The organism is Nonomuraea sp. NPDC050153, from assembly GCF_044460125.1.
Taxonomy (GTDB): domain Bacteria; phylum Actinomycetota; class Actinomycetes; order Streptosporangiales; family Streptosporangiaceae; genus Nonomuraea.
This window is the reverse complement of the sequence record NZ_JBITJQ010000043.1, coordinates 1-26,788: the sequence shown is the minus strand read 5'-3', so window position 1 is coordinate 26,788 and position 26,788 is coordinate 1. Positions and strand designations below refer to the sequence as shown.

At 68.0% G+C, this 26,788-nt stretch carries 16 protein-coding genes; 11 read left to right on the top strand and 5 right to left on the bottom strand.

The window, feature by feature from the left end; genetic code table 11:
- Positions 1 to 24 precede the first annotated feature (24 nt).
- Positions 25 to 2,121 carry a BTAD domain-containing putative transcriptional regulator gene (locus ACIBQ1_RS54190; RefSeq protein WP_397290545.1) on the top strand — a complete coding sequence of 699 codons (2,097 nt, stop codon included), beginning with the start codon at positions 25 to 27 and terminating at the stop codon, positions 2,119 to 2,121.
- A 265-nt stretch (positions 2,122 to 2,386) separates the two neighbouring features.
- Positions 2,387 to 2,875, top strand: coding sequence for a phospholipase A2 (locus ACIBQ1_RS54185; RefSeq protein WP_397290543.1), 489 nt, complete (start codon positions 2,387 to 2,389; stop codon positions 2,873 to 2,875).
- 487 nt (positions 2,876 to 3,362) lie between these two features.
- Here the strand turns inward: ACIBQ1_RS54185 and ACIBQ1_RS54180 are convergent, their stop codons facing one another.
- Positions 3,363 to 6,194, bottom strand: a complete 2,832-nt coding sequence (locus ACIBQ1_RS54180) for a BTAD domain-containing putative transcriptional regulator (RefSeq protein WP_397290541.1) — start codon at positions 6,192 to 6,194, stop codon at positions 3,363 to 3,365.
- Between the two features lie 529 nt (positions 6,195 to 6,723).
- On the opposite strand from ACIBQ1_RS54180, the gene ACIBQ1_RS54175 reads away from it, so the two are divergent.
- A complete protein-coding gene (locus ACIBQ1_RS54175; RefSeq protein ID WP_397290539.1) occupies positions 6,724 to 8,307 on the top strand; it encodes a hypothetical protein in 1,584 nt (527 codons plus the stop codon).
- A gap of 33 nt (positions 8,308 to 8,340) precedes the next feature.
- Here ACIBQ1_RS54175 and ACIBQ1_RS54170 read toward each other — a convergent pair whose 3' ends face one another.
- The 3 genes from ACIBQ1_RS54170 to ACIBQ1_RS54160 form a co-directional block, all read right to left on the bottom strand.
- The gene (locus ACIBQ1_RS54170; protein ID WP_397290537.1) at positions 8,341 to 10,308 is read right to left on the bottom strand and encodes a TOMM precursor leader peptide-binding protein; all 1,968 of its coding nucleotides are present in this window, start codon (positions 10,306 to 10,308) and stop codon (positions 8,341 to 8,343) included.
- 136 nt (positions 10,309 to 10,444) lie between these two features.
- Positions 10,445 to 10,642 carry a thiazolylpeptide-type bacteriocin gene (locus ACIBQ1_RS54165; protein ID WP_245956185.1) on the bottom strand — a complete coding sequence of 66 codons (198 nt, stop codon included), beginning with the start codon at positions 10,640 to 10,642 and terminating at the stop codon, positions 10,445 to 10,447.
- A 150-nt stretch (positions 10,643 to 10,792) separates the two neighbouring features.
- On the bottom strand, positions 10,793 to 10,999 hold the full coding sequence (locus tag ACIBQ1_RS54160; RefSeq protein WP_397290535.1) for a thiazolylpeptide-type bacteriocin: 207 nt from the start codon (positions 10,997 to 10,999) through the stop codon (positions 10,793 to 10,795).
- A gap of 334 nt (positions 11,000 to 11,333) precedes the next feature.
- On the opposite strand from ACIBQ1_RS54160, the gene ACIBQ1_RS54155 reads away from it, so the two are divergent.
- The 7 genes from ACIBQ1_RS54155 (at position 11,334) to ACIBQ1_RS54125 (ending at position 24,708) form a co-directional block, all read left to right on the top strand.
- Positions 11,334 to 13,550, top strand: coding sequence for a TOMM precursor leader peptide-binding protein (locus ACIBQ1_RS54155; RefSeq protein WP_397290533.1), 2,217 nt, complete (start codon positions 11,334 to 11,336; stop codon positions 13,548 to 13,550).
- 98 nt (positions 13,551 to 13,648) lie between these two features.
- Positions 13,649 to 15,520, top strand: coding sequence for a TOMM precursor leader peptide-binding protein (locus ACIBQ1_RS54150; RefSeq protein WP_397290531.1), 1,872 nt, complete (start codon positions 13,649 to 13,651; stop codon positions 15,518 to 15,520).
- Between the two features lie 73 nt (positions 15,521 to 15,593).
- A complete protein-coding gene (locus tag ACIBQ1_RS54145; RefSeq protein WP_397290529.1) occupies positions 15,594 to 17,213 on the top strand; it encodes a SagB family peptide dehydrogenase in 1,620 nt (539 codons plus the stop codon).
- 27 nt (positions 17,214 to 17,240) lie between these two features.
- Complete coding sequence (locus tag ACIBQ1_RS54140) at positions 17,241 to 19,997, top strand: lantibiotic dehydratase (protein ID WP_397290527.1); 2,757 nt, start codon at positions 17,241 to 17,243, stop codon at positions 19,995 to 19,997.
- 20 nt (positions 19,998 to 20,017) lie between these two features.
- Positions 20,018 to 21,118, top strand: coding sequence for a lantibiotic dehydratase C-terminal domain-containing protein (locus ACIBQ1_RS54135; RefSeq protein ID WP_397290525.1), 1,101 nt, complete (start codon positions 20,018 to 20,020; stop codon positions 21,116 to 21,118).
- Between the two features lie 65 nt (positions 21,119 to 21,183).
- Positions 21,184 to 22,338: an acyl-CoA dehydrogenase family protein gene (locus ACIBQ1_RS54130; protein WP_397290523.1), complete on the top strand. Its 1,155-nt coding sequence runs from the start codon at positions 21,184 to 21,186 to the stop codon at positions 22,336 to 22,338.
- A gap of 138 nt (positions 22,339 to 22,476) precedes the next feature.
- Positions 22,477 to 24,708 carry a BTAD domain-containing putative transcriptional regulator gene (locus tag ACIBQ1_RS54125; RefSeq protein WP_397290522.1) on the top strand — a complete coding sequence of 744 codons (2,232 nt, stop codon included), beginning with the start codon at positions 22,477 to 22,479 and terminating at the stop codon, positions 24,706 to 24,708.
- A 43-nt stretch (positions 24,709 to 24,751) separates the two neighbouring features.
- On the opposite strand, the gene ACIBQ1_RS54120 is transcribed toward ACIBQ1_RS54125, so the two are convergent.
- Entirely contained in the window at positions 24,752 to 25,741 is a 990-nt protein-coding gene (locus ACIBQ1_RS54120; protein ID WP_397290520.1) for an AraC family transcriptional regulator, read from the bottom strand.
- Between the two features lie 531 nt (positions 25,742 to 26,272).
- On the opposite strand from ACIBQ1_RS54120, the gene ACIBQ1_RS54115 reads away from it, so the two are divergent.
- Positions 26,273 to 26,665 (top strand): NucA/NucB deoxyribonuclease domain-containing protein, encoded by a 393-nt coding sequence (locus tag ACIBQ1_RS54115; RefSeq protein ID WP_397290518.1) that lies wholly within the window; start codon positions 26,273 to 26,275, stop codon positions 26,663 to 26,665.
- Positions 26,666 to 26,788: the final 123 nt, after the last annotated feature.

The following is a 26,788-nucleotide window of genomic DNA, read 5'->3' as shown; positions in this document are numbered from 1 at the left end:
TCCAAGAGGACAGGGAGAGCCCTGATGGGACTGAAGATCAAATTGCTGGGGCCATGGGAGGCCACGGCGAACGGTGAGCCGGTGAAGATAGCCGGTGGACGGCGGGTTGGGGTCTTGTCCAGGCTGGCGTTGAGCGCTGGGCAGCCGGTCCCCGCGGAGGAACTCATTACCAAGGTATGGGGCCAGAGCACAGCGGCGACGGCCGGCAAACAACTGCACATCGTGGTGTCGAAGCTTCGCGGCGTACTCTCACCGCACCAAGGTGACGACATCATCGCGACCGTCTCCGGTGGCTACCAGCTGAATCTCGCGTGCGAGCGCATCGACGCCCACCTGTTCACGCTCCTGGCGCACCAGGCACGTGCCGCGTGGGCCCAGGGCGAGATCGCGAGGGCGGACGCACTGTTCCAGCGGGCTCTTGCTCTGTGGCGGGGTAACGCGCTGGCCGACATTACCGCCTCATGGGCCCAGGTCGAGTCCGCTCGCCTGGAAGAGGGGCACCTGACCGCACTGGAAGACCATATCGACCTCCGCCTGGCGGTCGGTGATCATCACGCGGTGGTGCCGGCGCTCACGGCCCACGCCGAGGCCCACCCGTTTCGGGAACGCCCTCGCGCCCAGCTGATGCTGGCGCTGTACCGGGCCTCCAGATCGTCCGAAGCCCTCGCGGCGTACCAGGAGACTCGCCGCGCCATGCTCGATGAGCTGGGCATCGAACCAGGAGCGGTGTTGCGTCGGCTGCAGCAGGCGGTGCTCCGGCGAGATCCTGCACTCGACCTCACCTCCCCGGCGCAGCAAACCACACTCACCAAGCCCGTCATCCCGGCCGAACTCCCCGCCGACACCCGGGCGTTCACCGCGCGCGCCACCGAAATCGCCTGGCTGCACAAGACGCTCACCGACACGGTGCGCGGATCGCCGGCCGTCGTTGCGATACATGGCCCCGGTGGCATCGGCAAATCCGCGCTGGCCGTCCACGCCGCGCACGCCATCGCCGATCACTTCGCGGACGGCGTTCTCTACGTCGATCTGCGCGCCGCCACCGCCGGCTTCCAGCCGCTGTCGCCGATCGAGGTTCTGAGCCGGCTGCTGCGCTCACTCGGGCTCGACGGCGCCGCCATACCGCCCACCCTGGACGAGGCCGCCGACCGGTACCGCTCCCTTACCTCGACGCGCAACCTCCTGGTCATCCTCGATGACGCGTTCGACGCGAGCCAGGTCCGACCTCTCCTTCCCGCCGGGCCCGCGTGCGCGGTCATCATCACCAGCCGCCAGATCATGGCCTCACTCGATATGCCGAGGCATCTGCACCTGACTGGGCTCGACCACGCCGACGCGGCCGCGCTGTTCGCCCGCCTCGTGGATCCCGGCCGAGTTTGTGCCGAGCCGGAAGCGGCACGCCAGGTCGTACGGCAATGTAGCGGCCTTCCTCTCGCCCTACGCATCTCGGCGGCACGCCTGGCTGCTCGCCCCGATCGCACGCTGTCCCAACTGGCCGCTCAGCTCGCCAACCCAAGCCGCCGCCTCGATGCCCTTGAACACGCCGACCTGTCGATTCGGGACAGCATCGCGGTCAGCCTCCAGCATCTTCCAAAAGAGCCTGCAGGTCACGACGCCGCCCACGCATTCTTCTTGCTCGGCCTCCTGGACACCCCCACCTACACGGTGGCTGCCGCGTCCGCTCTCACCGGCTGGCCGGAACACCGTGCGGAAGCCGCGCTCAACCATCTCTTGGACGCCCACCTTGTCGAATCCGCCGGTCCAGGCCGCTACCGGATGCACGACCTGATCCGCCTCTACGCCGTCGAGCAGGCCGCCCGTCACGTGCCCGAACGTGTGCGCCATCACGGCCACTCGTCGTACGTCCCATCACTACCTGGTCACAACCAAGAACGCGCCCGTCCTGATCGATCCCGGCACGGACCTCATAGTGCGGTACCCGCCCGATCAGCGCGGTGCTGGCTCGCCACCCCGGGTGAAGCGACCAGCCGGGGCGCGAACGAACGTGACAGCCTCCTCGCCATCGACGGCAGGCAGCCGTCGACCCCGGCGCCGCGGCCACCGCACAATGTCTCGCCACAACCACAAATTGGCTCTTCCGGCGTAAGGGCCGGCTCATAGAGCTGCCAGCCTGATTGGCGAGGTGAGGTTACGATCCGTCGCGCTGCCCTGAGAGGCCGGCCAGGCGTTCGCGCCGATATCGGGGGCCCCTTGACCTCTCCGCCGGATCCGCCGCCTGGCCATGGATACGTCGACCCGGCCTAAATTCGATGAGCCGGTATGTCCGGGGTATGTTCCGTCAGCCATTGCGACATGTTCTGTTGCGGTAAGCCCGGCGACGCTGCGAAACTTTTCAGCATTCCTCCAAGCAAAGAAAAGAGTAACCATGAAAAAGACACTGGCCGTTAGCGTGGCAGCTCTGGCGGCGAGCGCCGCGCTGGCCACTTCGGCGCAGGCCGCGGTATTGGACAAGAGCAAGTCGGAGCAGCTCATAGCGGCGGTGCAGCTCACGATGGACTCCAAGTCCAGCTTCGACAAATGGGCAAAGGCCCGTGCGAACCGGAACACCGAGGCCATCAAGGCCTACAAGTTCGACTGGAGTTCCAACGGCTGCTCGGTGCCGAAGGAAATAAAGAACGCCGACGCCTGGAAGCTCGTCTTCCTGATTCCCTGCACCCGGCACGACTTCGGCTACCGAAACGTCAAGAGACTAGCGGCTACGGGCAACTGGAAGAATACGTACAAGAAGAGCGTGGATTCGGCATTCTACGGAGATATGAAGAGGACGTGTGACGAGCATTTCTCCGGCGTGAAGAAGACTGCCTGCAAGACCGTGGCGTACGAGTTCTACGCCGCGGTCAAGCTGTTCGGATAGTCCGGTGTCGCCCAGGTCCTCCGTCATCGCCAGGGCGTGCCGCGCCTCGTCCACGGCATCCCCGCCTTCCGGTCCGACAACCGTAGCGAAGGAGACAATGAAGTCCGCACAACGCTTCGCCGCCCTCATGGGCAGTGCCTGCGATCGTGGTACGGGACGTTCTCGACCTCTGCGAGTCAGAAGCGGGTGACCTTTAACACCGGCGAGCGTCGCTACAACCACTCGGTATACGTCGACTTGGACAGGCTCTGCTGATTCTGCCCAGGCCGCCCTCCCGGATTCCCAGAGGCGTGGTGGAATCCGGGGCTTGGTGTCAACGGCGCGCCAAGCGTGGTTCTGGCACGCATTCCGGAATGCGTCCGGGTACGGCAGCGCCAAGGGGATCGCCCGGGTTGGCGACTACTTCGTCTCCGTCGCCATCAGCGGCGACGTCTATGACAAGGACCAATCGAAGAGCAGGTCGCCTACAGGGCGATCGCCGATCTGATCAACGCGTTCCCAAGTGCTTGACGGGGTCGGGAGGCTGAGGGAGGTCCTGGGCGAGCAGGACCTCCAGCTCCTCCTCGGCGAGGAGGTGGACATCACACAGAATCTGAGCTGACTGGCGCCAGCACTTCCGCGCCTCGTCCTGCCGTCCAAGATCGTACAGGGTGTCGCCGAGCCCCCACAGGCAAACGGCCTCCACCGCGCGGTGACCGGCCTTGTGGTTTAGGTGGGCCGCCCTCCTGTATCCGGCCTCTGCCTCGACGAGCCTGCCGGCGCGTCGGTAGGCATCGGCCAGCGTGTCGGTCGCCGCTCCTTCGCCGTGGGGATTGTCGAACTCCGCCCAGATCTCCACGCTTTTTCGGCCCGCGTCGATCGCGTCGTCCAGCCGGCCCATTCTGATCAGCACCGCGGCCCGGCCGTTGAGGATGTTCGCTTGGTAGTCGCGCAGGCCGCTGGCTGTCGCTGCCGCTGTCGCCTCGTCCAGGGTGGCAAGCGCGTCGTCGAACCGCCCCAGACTGCCGTAGGTCGAGCCGAGGTTTTTGAGGGGGCCCGCCTTACGCAGGGGCAGACCTGCTCGATCCCAGCACACGAGGGCACGCTCGAACTGCTCGACCGCAGGCTCGAAGCGGCCTTGGTTCTTGTGGATGCAGCCCAACTGGTTGTGCCCGCGGGCTTGGCCCGCCCAGTCACCAGTCCGGGCGGCCACCTGCAGGGCCTGGTGATGGATCTCGGCCAGATCAGCGAGCCAGCCTCTGTGGCTGAAGGGTCCGTGGAGACTGGCGGCGAGGCCTTCCACTGTGCTGGGATCGTCGGTGCGAGTGGCGGCCTGCCGGGCGACGGCGATGAGGTTGTCGCGCTCCAGCTCGATCCAGTCGATCGCCTCCTGCGGTGTGTCCAGGCGAAGGCCCGGCTGGTCGGCGCGAAGGTTTCTGACCTGGGGGGTGGGGTTGAGCAGAAGGCTGGCCGTCCTGACTGTGGCGAGGTAGTGGTGCAACGCGCGGCGGGTGGCGGCCACCCGATCGCTCTCCTGGACGATGTCGTCCGCTTGTTCGCGGGCGTAGAGGCGGACGAGGTCGTGCATCCGGTAGCGGCCCGGCCCCGTCGATTCGAGCAGCCGGGCATCCAGGAGGCGGTCCAGCGCGGCCTCCACCGTGCGCTCGGGCCGGTCAGCGAGAGCGGCGGTGGCCGCTGGGGTGTGGGTGGGCGCGTCGAGGAGGCCGAGCAGGGCGAACAGGTGGGCGGCGTCCTGGCCGGCGGGCTCTTCCTTGAGGTGATGGAGGCTGACGGCGATGCCGGCGCGGACGGCCAGGTCGGCATACTCCAGCGTGTCCAGGCGGCGGGTGGCGTCGGCGAGCCTGTCGGCGAGGGAGGACAGCGTCCAGTCGGGGCGGGCGGCCAGACGTGCCGCCGCGATGCGAAGGGCGAGGGGCAGGCCCCCGCAGAGCCGGATGATCCGCCCGGCGGCCTCCGGCTCGGCGTGGACCCGGCCGGGGCCGGCGATCCGGGCCAGCAGCGCGGTGGATTCGGACGGGTCGAGCCCGGGCAGGTTCAGCTGGCTCGCCCCGTCGAGCGAGGTGAGAACCTGCCGGCTCGTGATGACGACCGCACACCCCGACCCGGCGGGAATGAGCGGGCGGACCTGGCGGGTGTCGAGGGCGTTGTCGAGGATGATCAGCACGTTCCGCGCCGAGGTCAGGGATCGGTAGCGGACCGCGGCCTCATCGACCGTGGTCGGTACGGCGGAGCCGTCCAGCCCGAGCGAGCGCAAAAGCTGGCCGAGCGCCTCGATCGGCGACAGCGGCCGGAGGCCGTCGGTGGCGCCGTGCAGGTCGATGTAGAGAACGCCGTCGGTGTAGCGGTTGGCGACGGCGTGCGCCAGGTGAACGGCCAGCGCGGATTTGCCGACCCCGCCGGGACCGCCGATGGCGACGATCGCCGGCGTGCCGGCCCCCGAGTCGGTGAGCGCCTTGTCGAGCCAGGCGAGCTCGACATCGCGGGCGGTGAAGGCGCGGGTGTCAGTGGGCAGCTCGGCCGGGGCGACGGCGTCGCCGAGCGTGGCATCCTGCGCCGGAGCGGTCAGGTCGAGGACGGGATCGCGAGCGAGGACCGCCTGCTGGAGCCGGCGCAGCGCGGCACTCGGCTCGATGCCGAGCTCCTGGATCATGACGCGGCGAGTGTCCTGGTAGAGCGCGAGCGCTTCCGACGACCGTCCAGCGCGATACAGCGCCAGCATCAGCTGCGCATGCGGCCTTTCCCGCAGCGGGTGCGCCTCGATGTGGGCGGTCAGATCCGGTATCACCGCGTGGTGATCGCCCGCTGTCATCCGCAGATCGACGTGATCTTCCAAAGCGGTGAGACGTTCCTCCGTCAGACGGGTGGCCTCGATCTGGGCCCACTCCGCCGGCATGCCCGCCAGGGCCTCTCCCCGCCACAGGGCCAGAGCCTGCCGGAACGACCTGTCCGCCGTAACGATCTCTCCCCTGGCCCGGCCGGCACGCGCTTCGCGCACCAGCCGCATGAACAGGTGGGCATCGACGTGATCAGGTGGCACGTCCAGGCAGTATCCACCCGGCGCGGTCACGATGACCTCGTCGAGCGCCCGGGGCGCAAGGAACTCGCGAAGCTTCGACACCACGATGTGGAGCTGCTTCGGCGCCGTCGCCGCCCGGCTCTCCCCCCACACATCGGTGAGGAGCTGGTCGGTCGTGACCACCCGGCCGGCGCTCAATGCCAGCCGGGTCAGCAGGCCGATCCGCCGGCTGCCGGTCAGCGGCAGCACGTCGCCGTCTGCCGTCAGCTCCCACGGCCCCAAGATCTTGATCCCCAGTCCCATCGCACAACCCTCCGTAGGCAGGACACCGCAGCGTAGACTGCTCGGTAGCGGGCGACGAGCTTGGAGTCGCCGCAGGAGCGGGCAAGGGACCGTCCCTTTCGTAGGTTTTTCCTAACGAGAGGAACATATGGACCAACACTTGATCGTCACTTATGCCCCACTTACACCAGACCTGACAACTGAGCGTAAAGCCACCGTGTGGGGCAGCTCGGCGACAACATCGAACACGGCTTTCTTCGGTGTGTGGAGCGATGGGAAGTGGACGGTCCAGCCGCGGCCAAGACCATCACCCGGCACGTCGACGACTACGCCGCCCAAGCTCGACTTCCTCGGGCGTCGTGAAACTTGACACAAACCTACAGAACCTAGCGACCAAAGATCGCTACGCTCCATCCGAGACTTCGCTCGGAAGTAGTGGCCCCTTCGGGGCAGTTCTGCTGATGGGCCGTGATAAGCGGTCTACGTTCGGTTGGTGGCCGATGACTTCAGCCAGCGATACGGCGATCTGGTGACCGGCAGCTACGACTGCGTGGACCGCATCGTGCTCAACGCCTACTACTCGCTGGGACACAACGCGGGCGGATTCCGCACCTGGTGGCGACGGCTCGCCGGTTCGGAGCAGACTCTCGACGACACCCATCTGATGCGGATGGCGGGCCGGTTTGCCCGGCGGGTCAAGGCCTGGGGCGCGGCAAACGGTGTCCCCGTCATCTTCTGCAAGGCCGGGGAACGCAAGCATCGGATCGCTGAGGAGTACCTGGCCACTCACCAGGTCACCCGGCCCGGGGTGTTCATGGTCTTGGTGGCCAAGGCGCCGGCGACGGTGTGGAAGATCAAACGCTCAGCCCGGGACGTCATCACCTACCTGGAGAAGAAGAGCGAGTACGTCAATCACTACTCCTTCCACATCATGGATCCTGACTGGGGCCATGTGACGATCAAGATGTCGGGGCATCCGCCGTTTGGCGCGCAGATCCTGCTCAACGGGCACGAGTACGTGGCCTGCCAGGCCCGCAGAGCGGGGATGGCCTTCGACAAGGAGGGCAACTGCTTCACCGCCGTTGCCGATCCAGCAGCCCTGGCCCAGGTCGCAGATGCCTTGTCGCAGCCCGCGGCTATAGGGCGCCTGGGCGAGGTCTGCGATCGGTGGATCTACACCGCGTGCCTGTGCTTCGCCCTGGACACCAGCGAGCAGACCCGTAGCGGCTTCGGCTACGCCTACTCCATCTACCAGGTCGAATACAGCCGCAACCTGCTGTTTCGCAACGGCGCCCGGATGCAACGATTGTTCGACCGGGTGGTGGATCGCACGCGGTCTCGTCTGGACGTGCCCGCCGTGCGCACCATCTTCGGCGCCAAGCACCGCCCCCACCACACCCGCATCGGCACCTCGGTGATCGAAGCCGTGATCGAGACACCTCGCTACGACCTGACCTGGTTCAAGCTCTCCTTCGGGCGGCTTGCGGTCAAGGCCTACACCAAAGGCGAACACGTGCTGCGCTTCGAGGCCACCGCGCACAACACCAAGGACCTGGGCGTCGGTCGCGCCCTGGAGAAGTTCCCCGCCATCGTCTCCCGGCTGGCCGGCATCGCTGAACGGTTCTGCACCACCCTGGACTGTGTCGATGTCGGCTTCATTCCCGACGCCACCCTCGATGACCTCCCGCTGCCCTCCCAGATCGGAGCGGTGCGCGTGGGCGGCATCGACCTGAACAAGCCGCGGATGCAGGTCGCCCTTTCGGCAGCCCTCGCCCTGGCCGCCGCCCCCGGCGGGTTCACCGTTGCGCAGTTCACCGCCAAGGTCCACACTCTCACCGGACAAACCTCCTACACGACCCGGCAAGCCGCCTACGACCTGCGGAAGCTGCGCGGCAAGGACCTGATCGACAAACCCGGCCGCGCCCACCGATACCACCTACCACCGCGCGCCGCCCGCATCATGGCCGCCCTCATCACCCTCCGCGAACACGTGATCAAACCCCTGCTCGCCGGTGTCACCACCCCACGACGAGGCCGCCCACCGAAGACCTGGACCCAGGTCGACCGGCACTACCAGGCACTCCGCCTCGAGATGAAGGCCCTGTTCCCAGTCCTCGGCATCGCCTGCGAATAGACAACAATTTGTCGATCGGAAAACCTCAAGCGCCTAGGCGAAGGGGTGCGGCACCTGATGCAGTTCAGAAGCATCCAGATCGGTGGTCCGCCATCCGGCGCGCCGGAACGCGTTACGGGTCCGGGGCATGTGCAGAGCGCGCTGCAGCGACCAGCCGAAATCGATGGGCAGGAGCCCCGGTGCGATCACCCGAACTGTGCGCAGGCCCAGCAACTCCTGTTCCGGCGCCGTCTGATCGACGACAAGGACGTCCAGACCGGCATCGATCAACTGATCGCGGCAGTACGACAGGTCCGTCAGCAGGTCCGCGCTCCTGGGCCGAGTCCGCTGCCACTCCTGGTACAGCTCGCCCATGGGGGTCAGCCGGCTGTTCGACAGCAGGAAGTCGGCATGATGTCTCATGCCCGGCGCCGCGAACAACGCCGGATGGTCGATCAGCGTGCGGACCTTGCCGAAGTCCTCGGTCATCGCCCGGACCTCGTCAGGGCGTCTGGTGAACTGCTCGGGCATGGTCGGCGCGAAGGAGGCGACCTCTGACAGCGCGGACGCGACGGCCTCCTCCGGATCCAAGGACGCGCCGGACGCGAAGGTCAGCGTACCGGGACCGCCGTCCCGGCGGACCGCCACCGCGAGCGCGGCGGGCACCGGCAGGTCGATTCTCATGTCGAACAGGCGCACGTCGTAGCCGCAGAGCCGCAGCCGGTCGATCAGGAAGCGGGACTCGTCGCGGCACGTGGCCGGATCGATTTCGGGCAGCGATGCCCTGCCGTACCACGCGAGCAGGAAGGAATCACGCTCGATCAGTTCCAGCATTCCGTGCAGAATCGCCTCTTCGATACTCGCGCCGCTCGCACAGCCGCTGGAGCACTCCATCACGAAGTTGCCGGTGCGATCCGCCCCGCCGTAGAAGACGGTGCGCTGCGGCACCAGAACCGCCCGCCGGTCACGCAGCGAGTAACCCCACACCCAGGGAATCGGCCGATCAGGGTCGAATCTCGAATACGCACCCGATTCGTAGACCTCGTCCGCGTAGACGCCGCATTCTCGGGGGTCGAGGGCCTGCGCGGACAATGCGTGGAAGCTGTCCACCGTGACTTCGGCCCATCGACGTTGTTCGAGTCCGGCATAACGTTCGAGCGCTTCGAACAGCCCGCTGGTCTCACTGGTCGCGAACGCATCGGTCTGGCCGCTCCATTGGATCTCCTGCAGAGCGACGCCGTCGTGAAATTGGAACATGCCGAAACTCGGCGACGTGGTGGAAGAAAGGTCGTCGCGGTGCGCGTAGCGGCCGACCACGCCGCAGATCGGATTCGTCAGTGCCGAGACCGGCAGGTCGTGGTCGCGCAGGTGAAACTGCCGGTAGCGGTCCGGCGCCGGTTTCGCGATCGGACGCAGGTCGAGGACGGCGCCGGCCGCGGTGTCCGGTTCACCCGGCAGGCATACGGGACATGCGGCGTCCATCAGCAGGTCGTACCGGGTCACCCGCAGGGTCCGCAGATTCAGTTCGTAGACCGGGGCGATTCCGGCGCGATGACGTCGGCTGTCCGTCGCGTTGGTCCGCAATAGATTCCACAATCGCCAGATCGCTTCAAGCGCGAAGGGCGTCAAGTACGGCGACGACGCCGGCGACCGCACCTGCCGCCCGCGTTCGATCGCATCACGTTCCGGTGCGGGACGCAGGCGTTGCCACCGCAGGGCCAGACATCGCCCGCACGGAGCCGAGCGGCTCTGCCCGGCGACCACCGGTCCGAGGATGGCCGAGCCCGCGGCGAAAAAGATCGGCACGAGGCCACGACTCTTCTCCGCTTCGGGCAGGTGCAGCGCGTCGCGCAGCCCGAGCACTGCCACGTCGGGCAGGTCTCCCTTGTCCAGCCGCGCATCCAGGTAGCGCAGGAGCTGGTCCGGCGCCGATGCGCTGGTCTCCTTGTCCTGCTCCGCCGCTGATGCCACCTGCTCCGCCTTTCCCACGAGATGAACGAGCACATCCGCGTACTCCGCCACCGGCGCCCCGATCGAGCGGAGTCGGCTGCCCGCGGAGTCCGCGGGCAGCCGACGGCGTCAGCGGGAGATCAACGGCCGAGCCGAGATCGGTGACGTCGCGCTGATCCCGCGGCGCAGGCAGCTCTGCCGCGGATCCCTAGCACTCTCCGCTCTGGGTTCCGCTGCTGCAGCTCGTGCTCGTGGTGCTGGTGGACCCGCAGCAGCTCGTGGCGGCCGCGACGGGGGACAGGTGGATGTCGACTTCGGTGTAGTCCGAGACCTCGAACGTCTCCGACCCCAGCTGTTCCAGCTCCTGGAACAGATCCGACAGTGGCTTCTCGACGATGGTCCGCACAGCGCGTTTCCTTTCATTCGCACGATCGGGCCGAACAGGCGCAGTATCGCAACGCCCCCTTTCACGCCGCTGCCACCTGCGACTACAGCTGAAAGAGAAGCGAAAGAACCTACGGCCATACTCCTGAGACGGGACGCGCGGCGCCCGTCCCTAGCACTCTCCGCTCTGGGTTCCGCTGCTGCAGCTCGTGCTCGTGGTGCTGGTGGTGCCGCAGCAGCTGGTGGCACTGGTGCCGGCCGCGACTGGGGAGAGGTGGATGTCGACTTCGGTGTAGTCCGAGACCTCGAACGTCTCCGACCCCAGCTGTTCCAGCTCCTGGAACAGATCCGACAGTGGCTTCTCGACGATGGTCCGCACAGCGCGTTTCCTTTCATTCGCACGATCGGGCCGAACAGGCGCAGTATCGCAACGCCCCCTTTCACGCCGCTGCCACCTGCGGCAACAGCTGAAAGAGAAGCGAAAGAAGCTGCGGCCATACTCCTGAGACGGGACGCGCAGTGCCTGTCAGAGAGGTCGCGTGGCGGTCGACCACCCCACGATCTCTTGCCTGTTCATGACCACAACGCACATGGCGTCGAACGCCAAGGAAGTGATCTCGACGATGACTGCTACCGAGCTTGAGCCAGAGGCGGGACAGGGAAAGCCGGCGACGGCCGATGATCTCGCGGTCCGGCCCAGGTTGGGTCATGACGTGCTGTTCTACGATGTCGGCGACAAAGTCGTGGTGCGCAACACCGAAAAGGTGTACGTCGTCAAAGGACAATGGGCCTACCGTTTCCTGTGCTCGCTCGCACCGTACTTGACCGGCGAACACACGCTCGCCGAGCTGTGCGCGGGCCTTGCGCCTGAACGGCAGGCGATGGTCGTCTCACTGGTTCGGTCGTTGATCGACAACGGTTTCGCACGAAACGTACCTCCGGCGGGCGACATCGATGTGGACCCCGCCGTCGAGCAGGTGTTCGCCTCGCAGCTGAACTATGTGGAGCACTTCGTCGACAAGGCCAGGGCTCGGTTTCTGCGCTTCCGTACGGCCAAGGTGCTGCTCCTGGGCACCGGCCGGGTGAACCGGGCGGCGGCCGAGAGTCTGCTGCGCAACGGGCTCGCTTCGCTGAGCCTGGTCGAGTCTCAGCCGGAGAGCGCGGCCGAGGGCGCCCCCGTGGCCATGGCGGGACTGGCGGAATGCGTCGCGGACCTGACCGAGGCCGGATGCCCTCCGCAGGTCCACCTGTCGGACCTCACCCTGGACGAGGCCCTCACGCCACACGCCCTGAGCGGATACGACTTCGTGCTCGCGTCCGGCGACGACATCGGCATGGACACACTGCGGCGGCTGACCGACGCCGGCGTGAACGGCGGTCCCGTGGTGCTGTCCGCCACCTCGATCGGTTCGAGGGTCGTCATCGGTCCGGTCACCCGCCCGGCGACCGCGGGATGCTGGACGTGCTCCATGCTCCGCTACGGAGCCAACGCCGAGCCACGCGAGGCGGCCGCCTTGTGGCGCGGCATCGCGTGCGGAGCTACGGGCCTGGCCGCGCCGAGGCTCAATCCGCAGCTCGCGGCGATGGTCGGCAACCTGCTCGCCTTCGACCTGTTCCGGCTGGTCACCGGCTGCTTCGACGCGGAGACGGACCATGGCGTCCTGATCCAGGACGTCTCCACGCTGGAGGCCACGCGCGAGCGGCTGTGGCCGCACCCGCTCTGCCCCTCCTGCGCGGAGCATCAGGATTTCGGCGCCAGGCCCATCACGCCGGCCGTCGTCCACGAGACGGCGCCGCGGCCGTTCCGCGCCGCGAACAACGCCGATCATGATGACAAGGGGCGGCTCAGGACGCTGCTGAAAGAGGCCGACGAACTGGTCGGCTCACGCACGGGTGTGCTGTCGTCGTTCGACGACGCGGCTTTGGACCAGTCACCGCTCAAGGTCGGCAGGGTCCGCCTCGGCGCCCAGGCCGGATCCGACGTACGGACTCGGCTGATCACGGCGTTCGACCTGCACTACGTGCCCGTCGCGCGCCGGAGCGCGGTGCGCGCCGCGCTGCTCGCCTATGTCGGCCAGGTGGCGAGCGTCCGGAACGCGGTGACCGGTTCGACGGAGCTGCCGCACACGCTCGCCCCTGCCGACCTGTCCATCTCCACGGGGCTCGCGATCGAGGGACGCGAGACGCTCCCGTGGCTTCCCGCGACGTCTCTGGTGAGCGGAGAGCAGCGGCTGGTGCCCGCCGCGGCGGTTCACCCGTGGTCGGGGCTCAACGCCGACTCGTTGTTCGAACGGAGCGGGGCGGGTGCCGGAGCCGGGGCGAGCATCGGTGAGGCCGTCCGGGCGGGCCTGTTGTCCGCGATCGCGTTCGAGGCACTGCGTGCGGCGATTTCTGGACGGGGTGAACCTCGTCCGGTCCTGTGCGGGGATCCTGAAACGGGTTCCGAGCTGGAGTTCTTACTGCGGACCTTCGGCAACCTGAGCGTCCGGCCGGAGGTGCTTGAGCTCTCCCCCTGGCGCAACGCCGGCATTGTGCTCGCTCGGACCGCGGACTCCGCCGACCGGCCGCTGTGGACCGTGCAGGCCGCGTTGTCCCGGCAGGACGCGCTCGTCGGAGCCTTGCGAGATCTCGCCGGGCTGGTCCAGCTGCGTCACTTGGCGAAGATCGAGGACGTCGACCTCGGCGAGCCGCTGCTGCCCGGCTTCGACGCCCGCGCCGTGCCCGCGTCCGGGGGACCTGTGCCGGCCACGACGGACGGCTCCCCCAGCGACCCCAGCGAACCCAGTAACCCCAGCGACCTCGCGGCCCTGGTCGCCGAGCTCGCCGGCGAGGGCCGCGACGTTCTCGTCGTCGACACCACGACTCCGGAGCTCAGGTCTCAGGCGGCCGTGGTGACCTGCCGGGTCCTCCTGGCGCGATGCAAGTCATGAAGGAGCGGGTCCCGCAGACGCTCGCGGACGATCGGCGACGGGTTGCCGGCTACCTGCATGATCGATTGGCCCGGACGTCCGGGCCAATCGACCGTCCCGTGACGGTTCGCGTGGCGCTCCTCGACGCGCAGGACGCGATGGGGCGGCTCGACGCACCGGACACAGGCACAGGCGCAGGGATAGATACCGGCACGGACACGACGGGCTTGCTGCCTGTCCATGTGCACGGCGACGCCGTGCTGCTCGGCCCGTTCGACAGCGCACGCCCCTGTTTCCACTGCCTGGCCAGACGGTGGCAACAGGTGCGGACCGGCGTGGAACGTGAGGCTCTGGAGGGCGGGCGCTCGCTCGTCGCGCACCAGGCTTCCCCGTTCCTCTCCCGGTTCGGCCTGGAGGCGATCTGGCGGACCGTCCAGCAGATCGTCCGGGTGCCGCCGGAGCGGAAACACGCCGACCGGCACGGCCATCCGTTCGTGCACGAGCTACGGCTGAAAGACCTGACGGTGCGGCGTCATCCGATCGTCGCGGACTCGCAGTGCCCTCGATGCGCTGTTCCGGCTGAAGACAGCGCCGACGCCGCTCGCATAACCCTGCGCAGCCGGCCGAAACGGTCGGTCGATGACTTCCGGATCAGCTCGGCCGCCGAGTACGACCTGGAACCCGGCGCGTACGCGAACCCCGTCTGCGGGATGGCCGGCACCGGCGCGGAGCCGAGCATGACGAGCACGACGACGGCGAACGTGAAAGGCCGGATCGACATCTCGGGTGGCGGATATGTCCATGAGACGTTCTGGGCCGGTCATTCCGACAGTTACGCCCGCAGCACGCTCCTGGGAATACTGGAGGCACACGAGCGGATCGCCGGCACCCAGCCTCGGCGCTTCTCCGATCCGGTGGTCGGCACCTACCGGAATCTGCGGAGCTCGGCGCTGGATCCCGCCGAATGCGGCCTGTACACCGAAGAGTTCTACGCCAGGTCGCGGCATTACACGCCCTACCATCCTGATCTGGCGATTCCCTGGGTATGGGGTTACTCGCTGCGCGATGAGCGTCCCCTTCTGGTCCCCGCGGCCATCGCCTATTACCACCTGATCGACCAGACCGGCAGATTCGTCCAGGAATGCTCGAACGGGTGCGCGTCCGGCGGCTGCCTGGAAGAGGCGATCCTCCACGCCCTCCTCGAACTGGTCGAGCGTGACGCGTTCCTGATCGCCTGGTACGCCAAGCCGCGGCTGCGCGAGATCGACCCGTACAGCAGCACGAGGATCCGCAGCCGGCTGATGATGGATCGCCTCTCGATGTACGGCTACGATCTCCGGCTGTTCGACGCCAGAATCGAATTCCCGATCCCGGTCGTGATCGCCGTCGCCCAGCGCAGAGACGGCGGCATGGGCAGACTGCTCTTCGGGGCCGGCGCCAGTCTCGATCCCGAGGAGGCGATCGCCTCCGGCCTGTACGAGGTCGCGTCCGCGATTCCGGATTTCCCCGGCTACACGAAGCTGCGCGCCGAAGAGCTCACCGCGAAGGCGGCCGACTTCGGCAAGGTGCTTTCGCTGCCCGATCACGCCCCGCTCTACGGGTTGCCCGAGATGGCCCGGCACGCCGCCCATCTGCTCGGCGACGGCGGCCGGCCGGCCGATCTTCCCGCGGTGGAGGAGGTGTTCCGGGGCTGGCGGCACGAGCGGCCGCGCACCCTGGATCTGCTCGACGACCTCAGGTTCTGCGTTCAGTCCGTGGTCAAGGCTGGTTTCGACGTGATCGTGGTGGACCAGACCTCGCCGGAGCAGGCGGAGATTCGCCTGCACACGGCGAGCGTGGTGATCCCCGGCCTGCTGCCGATCGACTTCGGGTGGGGCCGCCAGCGCGCCCTGCACATGACGCGGACCCGCACCGTCCCGCGCCGGGCCGGACTCCGTGACAGCGATCTCGAAGCCTCGGAGCTCAACCGGGCTCCGCACCCCTTCCAATGAAACGGCCAATGAAACGGCCAATGAACCGGCCAACGCACCTGCTCGCCGCTACGGCGCGCCTGAGGAGTCGTCCATGGACACGGAGCAAGCGTTCGAAACAGCGAGCGACTACATCGCCGCGATCATGCGCCGCAATCGATCGCCGGCGGAGAACTGGAGCCTGAAACCCGATTGGGCCGACCAGCCGCGCATGCACAACGTCTATCCCGGCGTCACGCCCGTCCCGCTGCCGGCCGCGAACGTCGCGCTCGCCTCTCTCGAAGCGAGCCTGACCGGGCAGCCGCCCGGGGACGGCAGCGCGTTCACCATGCCGATGCTCTACGAGATGCTGCGCGACTCCTATGCGTACGGCGGGCGCAGACTGGCGGTCACGGTCAACGACGACACGGTGGCCCTGCCGTATTATCCGCGCGCGGTCTGGTCTCGCGGCACGGCGTCCGGGGGCGGCCTTTACCCGCTCGAGATCTACTGGGTCTGCGGGTCCGGCGGGCCGATGTTGCCGGGCGTCTACAACTATTCGCCGGCCCAGCACGGTGTGCAGAGACTGCTGATCGGTGACGTGACGAGCCAGGTGCGTCAGGCGATCGCGCCGGCGGAGGCCGCGGGCGACCAGTTCCTGCTCGTGACGGTCAAGTTCTGGAAGAACGCCTTCAAGTACCGGGACTTCAGCTACCACGTGGTCACCATGGACGTGGGCACGGCGCTGGGGACGTGGCAGTTGTGGTCGAGAGCGGCGGGATTTCCGCTGCGCCCGCTGCTCGATTTCGACGAGGAAGCACTCAACCGGCTCCTGGGCGTGCGGACGCACGAGGAAAGCGTGTTCGCCGTGGTGCCGCTGCCCTGCGGCGGGGGCCCGTCCCCGGAAGGCCGGCCCAGGCTTCGCGTCACCGCCGTCCCTGCGGAAAGGTCACGTACCGTCGTCCGGCATCCCGCGGTCGAGCACGTGCACGCCTCGACCGTCACCACTCCGCCGACCGGCGGTTCACCGGCTGACCAGCTGAAAGCGGCGCGGCCGGGCCACAACGGCGGCAGCGGCGAGGCGATCAAGCTGGCCGATCCGCTCCCGCTCGACGTCACCGTGCGGGAAGCCCTGCGCACTCGCCGGAGCAGCTTCGGCAGATTCAGCGCACACCACCGTCTCGGACAGGCCGAACTGGCCGCGGTGCTGCGCGCGGGAACTCTGGGAGCCCGGCTCGTGTCGGATGTCAAACAGCCGGACGGCACGCCGGAGCTGACCAGGCTGGCCGTGCTCGCAAGCCACGTCGACGGCGTCCCCCCGGACGCGTACGACTACGACGTCGCCACCAACACGCTGCTGCCCCTCGGCGTCGGTGTGAGCGCGTCGTTCCTGCAGCGCAACTACTTCCTGAACAACTACAACATGGAGCAGGTCGCCGCCGTCGTCACAGTGCTGGCACGGCCGCACGCGGTGATCGCGGCCACCAGCCAGCGCGGTTACCGGTTCCTCAACGCGGAGGTCGGCGCCGCCGCCCAGGCCATGTATCTGGCCGCGGCCGCGGCGAACATCGGCTGCGGGGCCGCGCTGGGCTTCGACAACGTGTCGTACGCCGAGCACCTGGACAGGCGGCGAGACCTGAGCGGCGATGACGCCGACCAGGAATGGCCCTTGCTGATCGTGATGCTGGGGCACGAGCGCCAGCAGGCTCCCGACTTCCGCTTCCGGCTCCGTTGATCTCACCGACCCGAAGAGGTGACACCGGTGATAGACCATGATTTCCCGCTTGGCACGGACGCCCCGGCGGGCCAGGACGACGGCAGGCAGTGGATCGTCACCCCGCAGTTCATGCTGCGGGTGGCCGGGATGCCCATCGACGCCGTGGCCCCCTTGACCAACCCTCGGGGGATGCGATGGGCGGACACCCTGCTGGCGGCCGAGACCGCCATGGACGCGGCGACGCAGGTGATCGCCGACGCGCTGCAGGAGTCCATCGCGGACAATGACGACGAGCAGCAGCGTCGCCGGCTGCTCACGCTGCGGCGCGATGTCTTCAATCGCCGCCTCCCCAAGGACCTGGCCTCAGCCAGGGCGCTCGCCGCGCACCTCGACGACCACGGTCGCGGCGCCCTGCTCGGCTGGCTGGACCAGCGCGCCGCCTATGACGAGGAACTCCGGCGCGGCGCCGCCGTTCTGGCCGATGAAACCGGCCTGGCCCGCGCCCACCTGCGTGAACTCGCCCGCGATCCGAGACTGCGCAAGGGCGTGTTGCTGGCGTCTCCGTCGCTGGACCGCTACCTGCCGGCCTATCTCGACGCCGGGGCCGGCCCGCTGAACAAGCGCGCCCGCCGCATCGAGCGGTCGCTGCTGGAGTACGTGTACCGCACCGCCTGCAAGACGAGCCCGTTCAGCACGTTCACCGCCGTCGCGCTCGGGCGGTTCGTGCCCGGCAGCGGCTCCCTCTTCCCGCGGCTCGACCTCGACGTCGTCTGGCGCAGTCACGCCCGTCTCAACGTCGCGGCACTGGCGCGACTGATAGACGTCATCGTGGATCGGCTCGCCCTGCGTCCCGAGCTCACGGTGCGCCTGACGTCGGGCTCGCGAGCCGACACGGAGCGGGTGCGCTACGTGCGGCGGGTCCGGGTGGTCGGTGACGACGACACCCCGACCGGTGCGGACAGCATGCGGGAGAACCTCTTCTTCCTGCGTCAGGGCACCCTGCTGCAGGAGGTCATGCGGATCCTGGGTGAGCGGGAGGAGGTGTCCTTCGGGCGGCTGGCCGAGCTGCTCAGTGCGGCCGACCGGCCGAACCGTTCCCCTGAGGACGTGCGCGAGTATCTGCGGCGCCTGCTCCAGCTCGGCCTGCTCGTGGCGCCGGCCCTGCACCTGGACGTCCACAGCGCCGACCCGGTGGAATCCTTCCGGCACGGCCTGGTACGGCTGGACGCGCCATGGGCGCAAGCGGTCGCCGACCGGCTCGGCGGCATCTCCGAGCTGGTGAAGCTGTACCCGTCAGCCGATCACGAGGCCCGCAGGAGGCTGATCGGCATGATCCGGGCCGGCCTGGAAGAAACGCAACGCGAGCTCGGCGCGGTGCGGCCCAGCACGCCGAGCAACCTGGTGTACGAGGACGTCAGCGTCCCCGGCACCGGTGCGGTGGCCGACCCGGAGAAATGGCGGCAATCGCTGACTCCCTCCCTGCGCCAGATGGCACGGTTGTTGCCGCTGTTCGACTCCACCGTGCCGCAACGGCTGAGCCTGCACGGATTCTTCACCGCTCGCTACGGAGCCGGCGGACGCTGCGATGACGTGCTGCGGTTCGTGCACGAATTCCACCAGGACTACTACACCTATTACCTGAAGGTCACCTCGCGGCCGAGCTTCGACGAGGACGGCGTGTTCGTCCCCGACCCGAACTGGTTGCGGCTGCCCGAGGTGGAGGCGATGACGCGGGCGCGGCAGGAATTGATCCGCCGCATGAAACTGGCCGCGGCATCCGGCACCGACGTGCTGCTCGACGACGAGTTCGTCGACGAGGTCTCCGGTCTGGTGCCCGATCATCTGCTCGACCTGGAGCCGAGAAGTTTCTTCGTGCAGCTGGGCGACGACGGCGGTGCGCCGTTCGCCGTGGTGAACCAGACCTACAGCGGCTTGACCTTGTTGTTCTCCCGCTTCATGCACTGTTTCGACGACGCCGAACGCGGTGGGCTGGCCGCCGAACTGCGGGACGAACTCGCCAAGCTGCAACCGGCCGACGCGGTGTTCGCCGAGGTCACGGGTGGGTACGACACCACGAACCTGAACCTGCATCCGGCGATCACCCCGTACGAACTGGTCTGTCCTGGCGACGTGAGTTTCCGGGACGAGTCCGAACAGATCTCGGTGGACGAGCTCAGCGTGCTCCACGACGAGCGGACCGGCCGGCTGCGGCTGTACTCGTGGCGCCTGGGCCGCGAGGTCATCCCGGTCTACCTGGGCTTCATCATTCCGCCGGCACTGCCCCAGGTGCAGAGGGCGATGCTGCTGTTCTCCCGGACCATTTTCGCCACGATCGACATGTGGGGCGGCACGCGTGCCCACGAGCGGATCACGACGATCAGCAGCCGGCCGAGAATCCGCGTCGGCGACATGGTCGTGTCGAGACGCAGGTGGACCGTACATCCCGGCTTCCTTCCCGCGCGCGGTGCCGCGGACGGTGACGCGGAGTCGTTCCTCGCCTGGCGGCGCTGGCAGCGGGAGCACGGCCTGCCGCAGCGGGTTTTCGCCTCGCTCGGCGCGGTGCCGCTCAAGCCCGGCGCGGGCACCTCCATGCCGACGTTCAAACCCCAGTACATCGACTTCGGCAGCGTTCTCTCGCTCCAGTTGCTGGACCGGATGGCGCGTGAAGGCGATCGCCTGATCGTGCTCGAAGAGATGCTTCCCGACCTTGAGCAGATCTGGCTGAGGTCGGCCGAAGGACGGTACGTGGCCGAGCAGACCATCGAGATCACCGGCACGACCAGGCCGCTGCGCGGTCACTGATCAGACAGGGGAGATTAGGGATGACAACAGAGTCGCACACCGTCGGCGATCCTCGGTCGCGACCTGCCTCGGCGCCGGGCGAGTGGCAGGCGCTGCACATCTTCTACAGCGCCAATTCGCAGGCGATGCTGACCGACTGCGTCGCACCGCTGGTTCGCGACCTTCGTGGCCGCGGGCTGCTGGAGCGGTACTTCTTCATCAACTACTGGATGGAGGGCCCGCACGTCCGGCTACGGCTGAAGCCGGTCACGGAGGCGGCCACCTCCGCGGTGCGCACGGCCGCCGAGGCCGCCGTGCGGGAGTTCCTGTCGAGCCGCCCGGCGCTGTACGAGTTCGACCAGGACATGCTGAAGGCGCAGAAGGATTTGTTCGTCATGGAATATCCGGACGAGAACGAGCGGCGCCGGATGTACCCGGAGGGGCGGATACCCGTCCAGGACAACAACACCTTCCATTACCGCGCCTATCATCCGGAATACGATCGCTACGGCGGGCCGGCCGGGATATCTCTCGCGGAGCGGCACTTCGAATTCTCCAGCGATCTGGTGATCGGACTGCTGCGGACGGCCAACGTGCACGTCAGGCCGGTGCTGCTGGGCCTGGCCGCCCAGCTCATGATGATCAGCGTTTCCACTTTCATGCGCGACACCGGCCGGATGGCGACTTTCCTGGAGCGTTATCACGACTACTGGAACTCGTCGTTCGGACTCGACTACTGGAGCTCGACGACCCGCATCGTCGAAGACAACACCGCCAGTTACCGCATGTGTTATGACTCGATGAAGGACGTGCTCGCGACCCGGTTCATGGACACGCACGACAGCATCAGGCGAGGCGAGCCGGACCGGCTGACCGGCTTCCGGGCGATGTGGGCCCGGCACTGGGAGAGCCTGCGCGAACAGGTGCTGGAGCACGGGAGCGCCGGCCGGCTCACCTTCGTCAAGGCGGGCACCTCCAGGGCGCCCAAGGTGATCTCCGATCCCGAGGTGCTGTTGCCGCATCTGCTCGCGTCGTACCTGCACATGACGAACAACCGGCTCGGCCTGCCGATAGCCGACGAGGCCTACCTGGCGTACCTCCTGGCGCGCACCCTCCAGGACCATGCGGAATCCACATCCTGACGTCGCCCGTCCGCTGTCCTCCCGGAAGTCCGGCCTTCTTCCCCGACCACTAACGAAGTGAGCACATGACCATGCAGACAGCCCACCCGCTGGATCTTCCCGCACAGCTGGAGACCGCCATCGGCGCGGCCACCGGCGACATGGAGGCCGGGCGGGACCTCCCCGAGCGACTGGTGCGCGAGTTGCGGGACGGCGGCGCCTTCCGCCTGCTCACGCCACGTGAGCTCGGCGGCTTCGAAGCCCCGCTGGAGACCGTGCTGAAGGTGTACGAGGGGTTCGGCCGGCTCGACGCCTCCGCGGGATGGATCGTGTGGAACGCCAACTGGGGATTCATCGGCGCGCTGCTCGACGAGCCGGGCAACGCCCGGATCTGGGGATCGGGTCCCGAGCCGGTCTTCGCGGCGTCGAGCATGGTGGGGACCGCCGTACCGTGCGACGGGGGTTACCGGCTGTCCGGACACTGGAAGCTCGTCAGCGGGATCAATCACGCCGACTGGTTCGCCGCGGCCGCCTACATCAAGGAGGGCGACAACGTGCTCCTGACCGACGAGGGCATGCTCGACGTACGCTTCTTCATGCTGCGCCGGGAGCAACTGTCGGTCAAGGACACCTGGCACTCCAGTGGCCTGCGCGGCTCGGGAAGTCACGATGTCATGGTCGAGGACGCCATGGTGCCCGGCGACCTGGTCGCGCGCGTGGACGTGCCCGCCCGCGTCCAGCGCCCCCGTTACCAGGGCTACATTCCTTCGCTCGTCGTCCCCGGCTGCTCCGCCGTCGTCCTCGGGGTGGCCAGGAGCGCCATCGAGGAGACGGCCGCGCTCGTGGTCTCGAAGCGGACGATGACCGGCGGCACGCTCGCCACCTCGGCGCACACCCAGACGGTCATCGCCCGGTCGGAGGCCGCGCTCCAGGCCGCCCGGCTGCTCCTGCTGGCCGCGGCGCGCGACATCGACCTCGCCGGAGACAACGCCGAGCCCGTCACCCTCGAACTGCGCGCCGCGCTGCGCGCCGCCATGAGTCACGCCGCGCACGTCAGCCGCGACGTGCTGACGGCCATGTACGAGCTGGGCAGCTCCGCCTCGATCTATCAGGGCAACAGCGTCGAGCGGCTCTTCCGCGACGGGATGGTCGCGCTCCAGCACCACAACCACTCCGCCGCCTTCTTCGAATCCGCCGGACGTGTCCGCCTCGGCATGGCCCCCACCCTGCCGGTCTTCTGAGGGCCGGTCTTCTGAGGGCCGGTCGTCTGAGAGCCGGTCGTATGACGGCCGGTGATGCTCGCGCTATCCCGAACGCGCAGCGGACAGGACGTGACGTGGATATTTCCGGCATGGGCCGATGGCTAGGCTCATCCGCGTGTGGCAGACGACCGAGGGCAGCCGGACGCCGGAAGGCCGGTCCGCGTGACCGCCGACGCGGGGAGGGGACTGCGCGTGGCCGTACTGGGCCCCTTCGACGTGCGGCTGGGAACGGCCCGGGTCGAGCTGGGCTCGAACCGGCTGCGGACGCTGCTGGCCGTCCTGGCGCTGTCGGCGGGCGAGGCGGTGTCGGTGGATCGGCTGGCCTCGGTGGTATGGGCGGGTGATCTGCCGGACAACGTCCGGCGCAGCGTTCATACCTACATCGCCCGGCTGCGTCACACGCTCGGCGTGGAGGCGATCGAGACGACGTCCCTGGGTTACCGGCTGCGGGTGGAACCTGATCGGGTCGACGCGCTGCTGTTTCGGCGGCTGCTCGCAGAGGCGGTGCCGGCGCGCGGCACCGAAGCCGAGCCGGCGGCGCTGGAGCAGGCGCTGGCCCTGTGGCGGGGGCAGCCGTTCGAGGGGATCGACTCTCCGGCACTGCACGGGGCCGACGCCGCGCACCTGCTGGACCTGCACGTGTCCGCCGCCGAACGCTGGCTCGACCTGGGTCTGGCCGCGGGACGCCACAGTGAGCTGGTGCCCGAGGCACGCACTCTGGTGGCCCGTCATCCGTGGCACGAGCCGTTGTGGGGGCGCCTGCTCCTGGCGCTGGACGGCTGCGGCAGACGGGCCGAGGCGCTGTCGGCGTACGAGCGGCTCAGGCGCGGGCTGAGCGAGGAACTGGGCACCGCCCCTTCCGCGGAGCTGCGGCGCATTCACGCCGGCCTGCTGGAGGATCGGGCGGTGCGGGCGGTGCAGATCACGCCACGGCAGCTCCCGGCGGACGTGGCCGAGTTCACCGGCCGGGACGAGGAGCTGAAGCGGCTGGACGGGCTGCTCGGCGGGGACAGCAGCGTCTGCGTCATCACCGGCACCGCCGGCGTCGGCAAGACCTGCCTGGCCGTGCACTGGGCGCACCTGGCCGCCGAGCACTTCCCGGACGGTCAGCTGTACGCCGATCTGCAGGGATTCGGGCCGGGCGAGAGCGCACTGGACCCGCACGACGTTCTGTCCAGCCTTCTGCAGACCTTGGGCGTGGCGAAACACCGGATTCCGGTCGATCCGCAGGCCAGGATCGCGCTGTACCGGACGCTGCTGGCAGGCCGGCGCGCGCTGGTGCTGCTCGACAACGCCCGCGACGCCGACCAGGTACGGTGGCTGCTGCCGGGAGGCACCGCGTGCATGGTGGTGATCACCAGCCGGCAAGGGCTGAACAGCCTGGTCAGCCGGCACGCGGCCACGTTGCTCACGCTGGATGTCCTCACCCATCGCGAGTCCCGGCAACTGCTCGCCGGCCGGTTGGGCCGCGAGTGCGTCGAGGCCGACGCGCACGCCACCGATGAGATCATCGATCTGTGCGGGCGGCTGCCCCTTTCCCTGGCCATCGCGGCCGGCCGCGCGACCGCGGCACCGTCCGCTCCGCTCGCGGCGCTCTCGGCCGAGCTGCGTCGCGTCCGCACCGACGTCAGCGTGCTGGCCACCCGGGACGCCCGCACCGACATGCGCACCGTGTTCTCCCACTCCTACGACCTCCTGCCCGCCAAGGCGGCCCGCCTGTTCTCGTTGCTGGCGATCCATCCGGGGCCCGACATCTCCCGGGCGGCCGTGGCCAGTCTGGCGGCCGTCAGCAGGGTGCAGGCCGACCGGCTGCTGGACGTGCTCCTGGAGGCGCATCTGGTGGCCGAGGCCGTCCCCGGCAGGGTCACGCTGCACAACCTGCTGCGTACGTACGCGCACGATCTGGTCCGCGTCGCCGACATCCGGCTCCACCGGCAGGCGGCACGGCGGGTGATCGAGCACTACCTGCACACCGCGTACCGGGCCACGCGGCTCCTCACGCCGGAGGCGCTCGTGATCGTTCCCAGCCCGCCAGCTCCCGGCGTGCGGCCGGAGCGCCTCACCTGCCGCCGGCAGGCACTGGAGTGGTTCCGGGCCGAGCACGCGGTCCTGTTCACCGTGCTGCGCCAGGCGCTGAGGAACGACTTCCCCTCCCATGTCATCCAGCTGGCGGCGGCGTTGACGCCCTGGTGCGACCATCGCAGCGACTGGCGCGCGAAGGCCGGCATCCATGAGGCCGCGCTGAAAGCGGCCGAACAACTGGGTGACATCGCGGCCGCGATCAGGGCGCGGCAGATCATCGCGGCGGTGACGATCGACCTCGAACGAGCGGACCAGGCACCCGCTTGAACGGGTCACCATCGGTCTGCTCAGGGTTGGGCGGCCGCACTGCTCACCGGCGTCCTTGCCGGGTGCTGGACGGCGGCCGGCCGTAGGTCTGCCGGTACAGGGCCGCGAACCGGCCGAGGTGGGTGAATCCCCACCGGAGTGCCACGTCCGTGACGGTCGCCGGGCTGTCCGTCCCGGCGATGTGGACCAGGTCGGCGTGGGCGTGAGCCAGCCGTACGGACCGGAGGTAGGCCATCGGGGTGGTCCGCAGATGCTCGCGGAAGCCGAGCTGGAGGGTGCGGACGCTGACCCTGGCGGCGGCGGCGATGTCGGCGAGAGTGATCGGCTCGCCGACGTGGTCCTCGCAGTAGCGGATCGCCCGCCGAAGAGCGGCGGGGGTCCACGAGGCGGGAGGCCGGCCGAGCTCGTGTGAGTAGTTGTGCGGCTGGGACGAGAGCATGGTGTGCAGCAGGAACTGCTCGAAGTGATGCTCGGCGAGCTTCGAGGCCGAGAACGGCAGCGAACCGGCCGCACCGATCGACGACAACATGCCGAACGTGCGGCCGAGCGCGCTGCCGGCATCCGCCCCCGGCTCGAACCGCAACCGCTCCTTGACCGGATCACCCAGGTAAGGCTCCAGCGCCTCCTGCAACAGTACCGACGGAATCTGCATCACCATGACTTCGTGGTCGATGCTCCAGCGCATGTCGATCTTCTGCTGGGGGCCGATGAGGGAGATCGGCGCGGAGACGTCCTCCCCGTTGATCGCCACCTCGCCGGCTCCGTGCAGCGGCATGATCGCGTAGAAGTTCAACGACTCCGACGTCCCGGTGCGGATCTCTCCGCCATAGGACGCGGTGTAGAGCGTGGCCTTTCCCGTGTGGAGCAGCTGGTATCGAGCGCCGCTCGGATGGGGCTTGATGATCTGAAGGAAGTACGACGGGTACTGCTGCTCCAACAATTCTCGTAACTGGTCGACCTCCGCGGCGACGGCCGGATATTTCGTCGATAAGTTCGGGGCGTATTCTCGTTCCTGCGCGTTGACATTTTTCATCGCATCACGCTCCCTGCACACTCTGGCAACTGCTACGTCGACGCGAGCATTCGCGCCCGGTATTCCGCGTGTAGGCCGCCTCGATCAGGTCGTCGATATGAGGAAAGGAGTCTCTTCCTCCTGCGGTCAGCAGGCTAGCGACAGGCGGCGATACTGTAAACGCGGATCCGGACAGTTCCAAGTACTTGTAAATAATTCACGTCTCAGCGGATACGCGGATAAACTCGGCTCCCGGCCCGCAGACGGACTGGCACCAGGGGCCGCCGTCGCAGGCTGCGCCATGCCACGGCGACCCGGCCGCCAGGGCGGCGGCGGACGTCCGGGTTGCGGGTCACACCGAGGCCCGCGGCGACCACCACCTTTCACACACCAGCGGATGGTAATTGACACCCTCCACGAGAAGGCTGCTGCGATATGGGTTTCCGGACGCCCACTCAAGATCCCGACTGTCACCATTTCCCGAGCCACTCGAGCACATCCCTCCTTGTCGAGAAGGCGCATGCCACCTGGCCCTACAAACTGGTGAACAACGTGCGCCAGGTCAAGACCATCCCGGGCAACGCCGACGTCCCGGGATCGAATCCACTGACCCGTCTCCTGGGCAAGAAGAACGCGGATGAGAATCGGAAGAAGTTCAACTGGGAAAGGCAGGTTAACAGCCATCTGACGAAGGGCGAATGCGACCTGTACTACTGGGAGCTGAACCCTAGCCTGAAGTGGGTACAGCACTACACCCAGGCCGGTCTGCAGTGCGATGAGTTCCCCTTCGCCAGCACGTACCAAGGAAAAGTGGGGAACGACTACTCCGTCAGACCCATCAATGGCCTGCAGAACAGGAACCATGGATGGACCTGGCTCGGAACCTTCTACTTGAGAAATAGACTCGCCGACAAGGACCCCTTCTTGGTGAGAACCAGAAGCTGAACCCGACCTCGGCCCTCTGTCACTCGGCCCAATGCCGTTTAGATAGGGGTTTGTGCTGGTAGTGTCCGCCGGATGGTGGAGTGGATCAAGGTCGGTGGGTCGGGTCGGCTGACGGATCTGGTC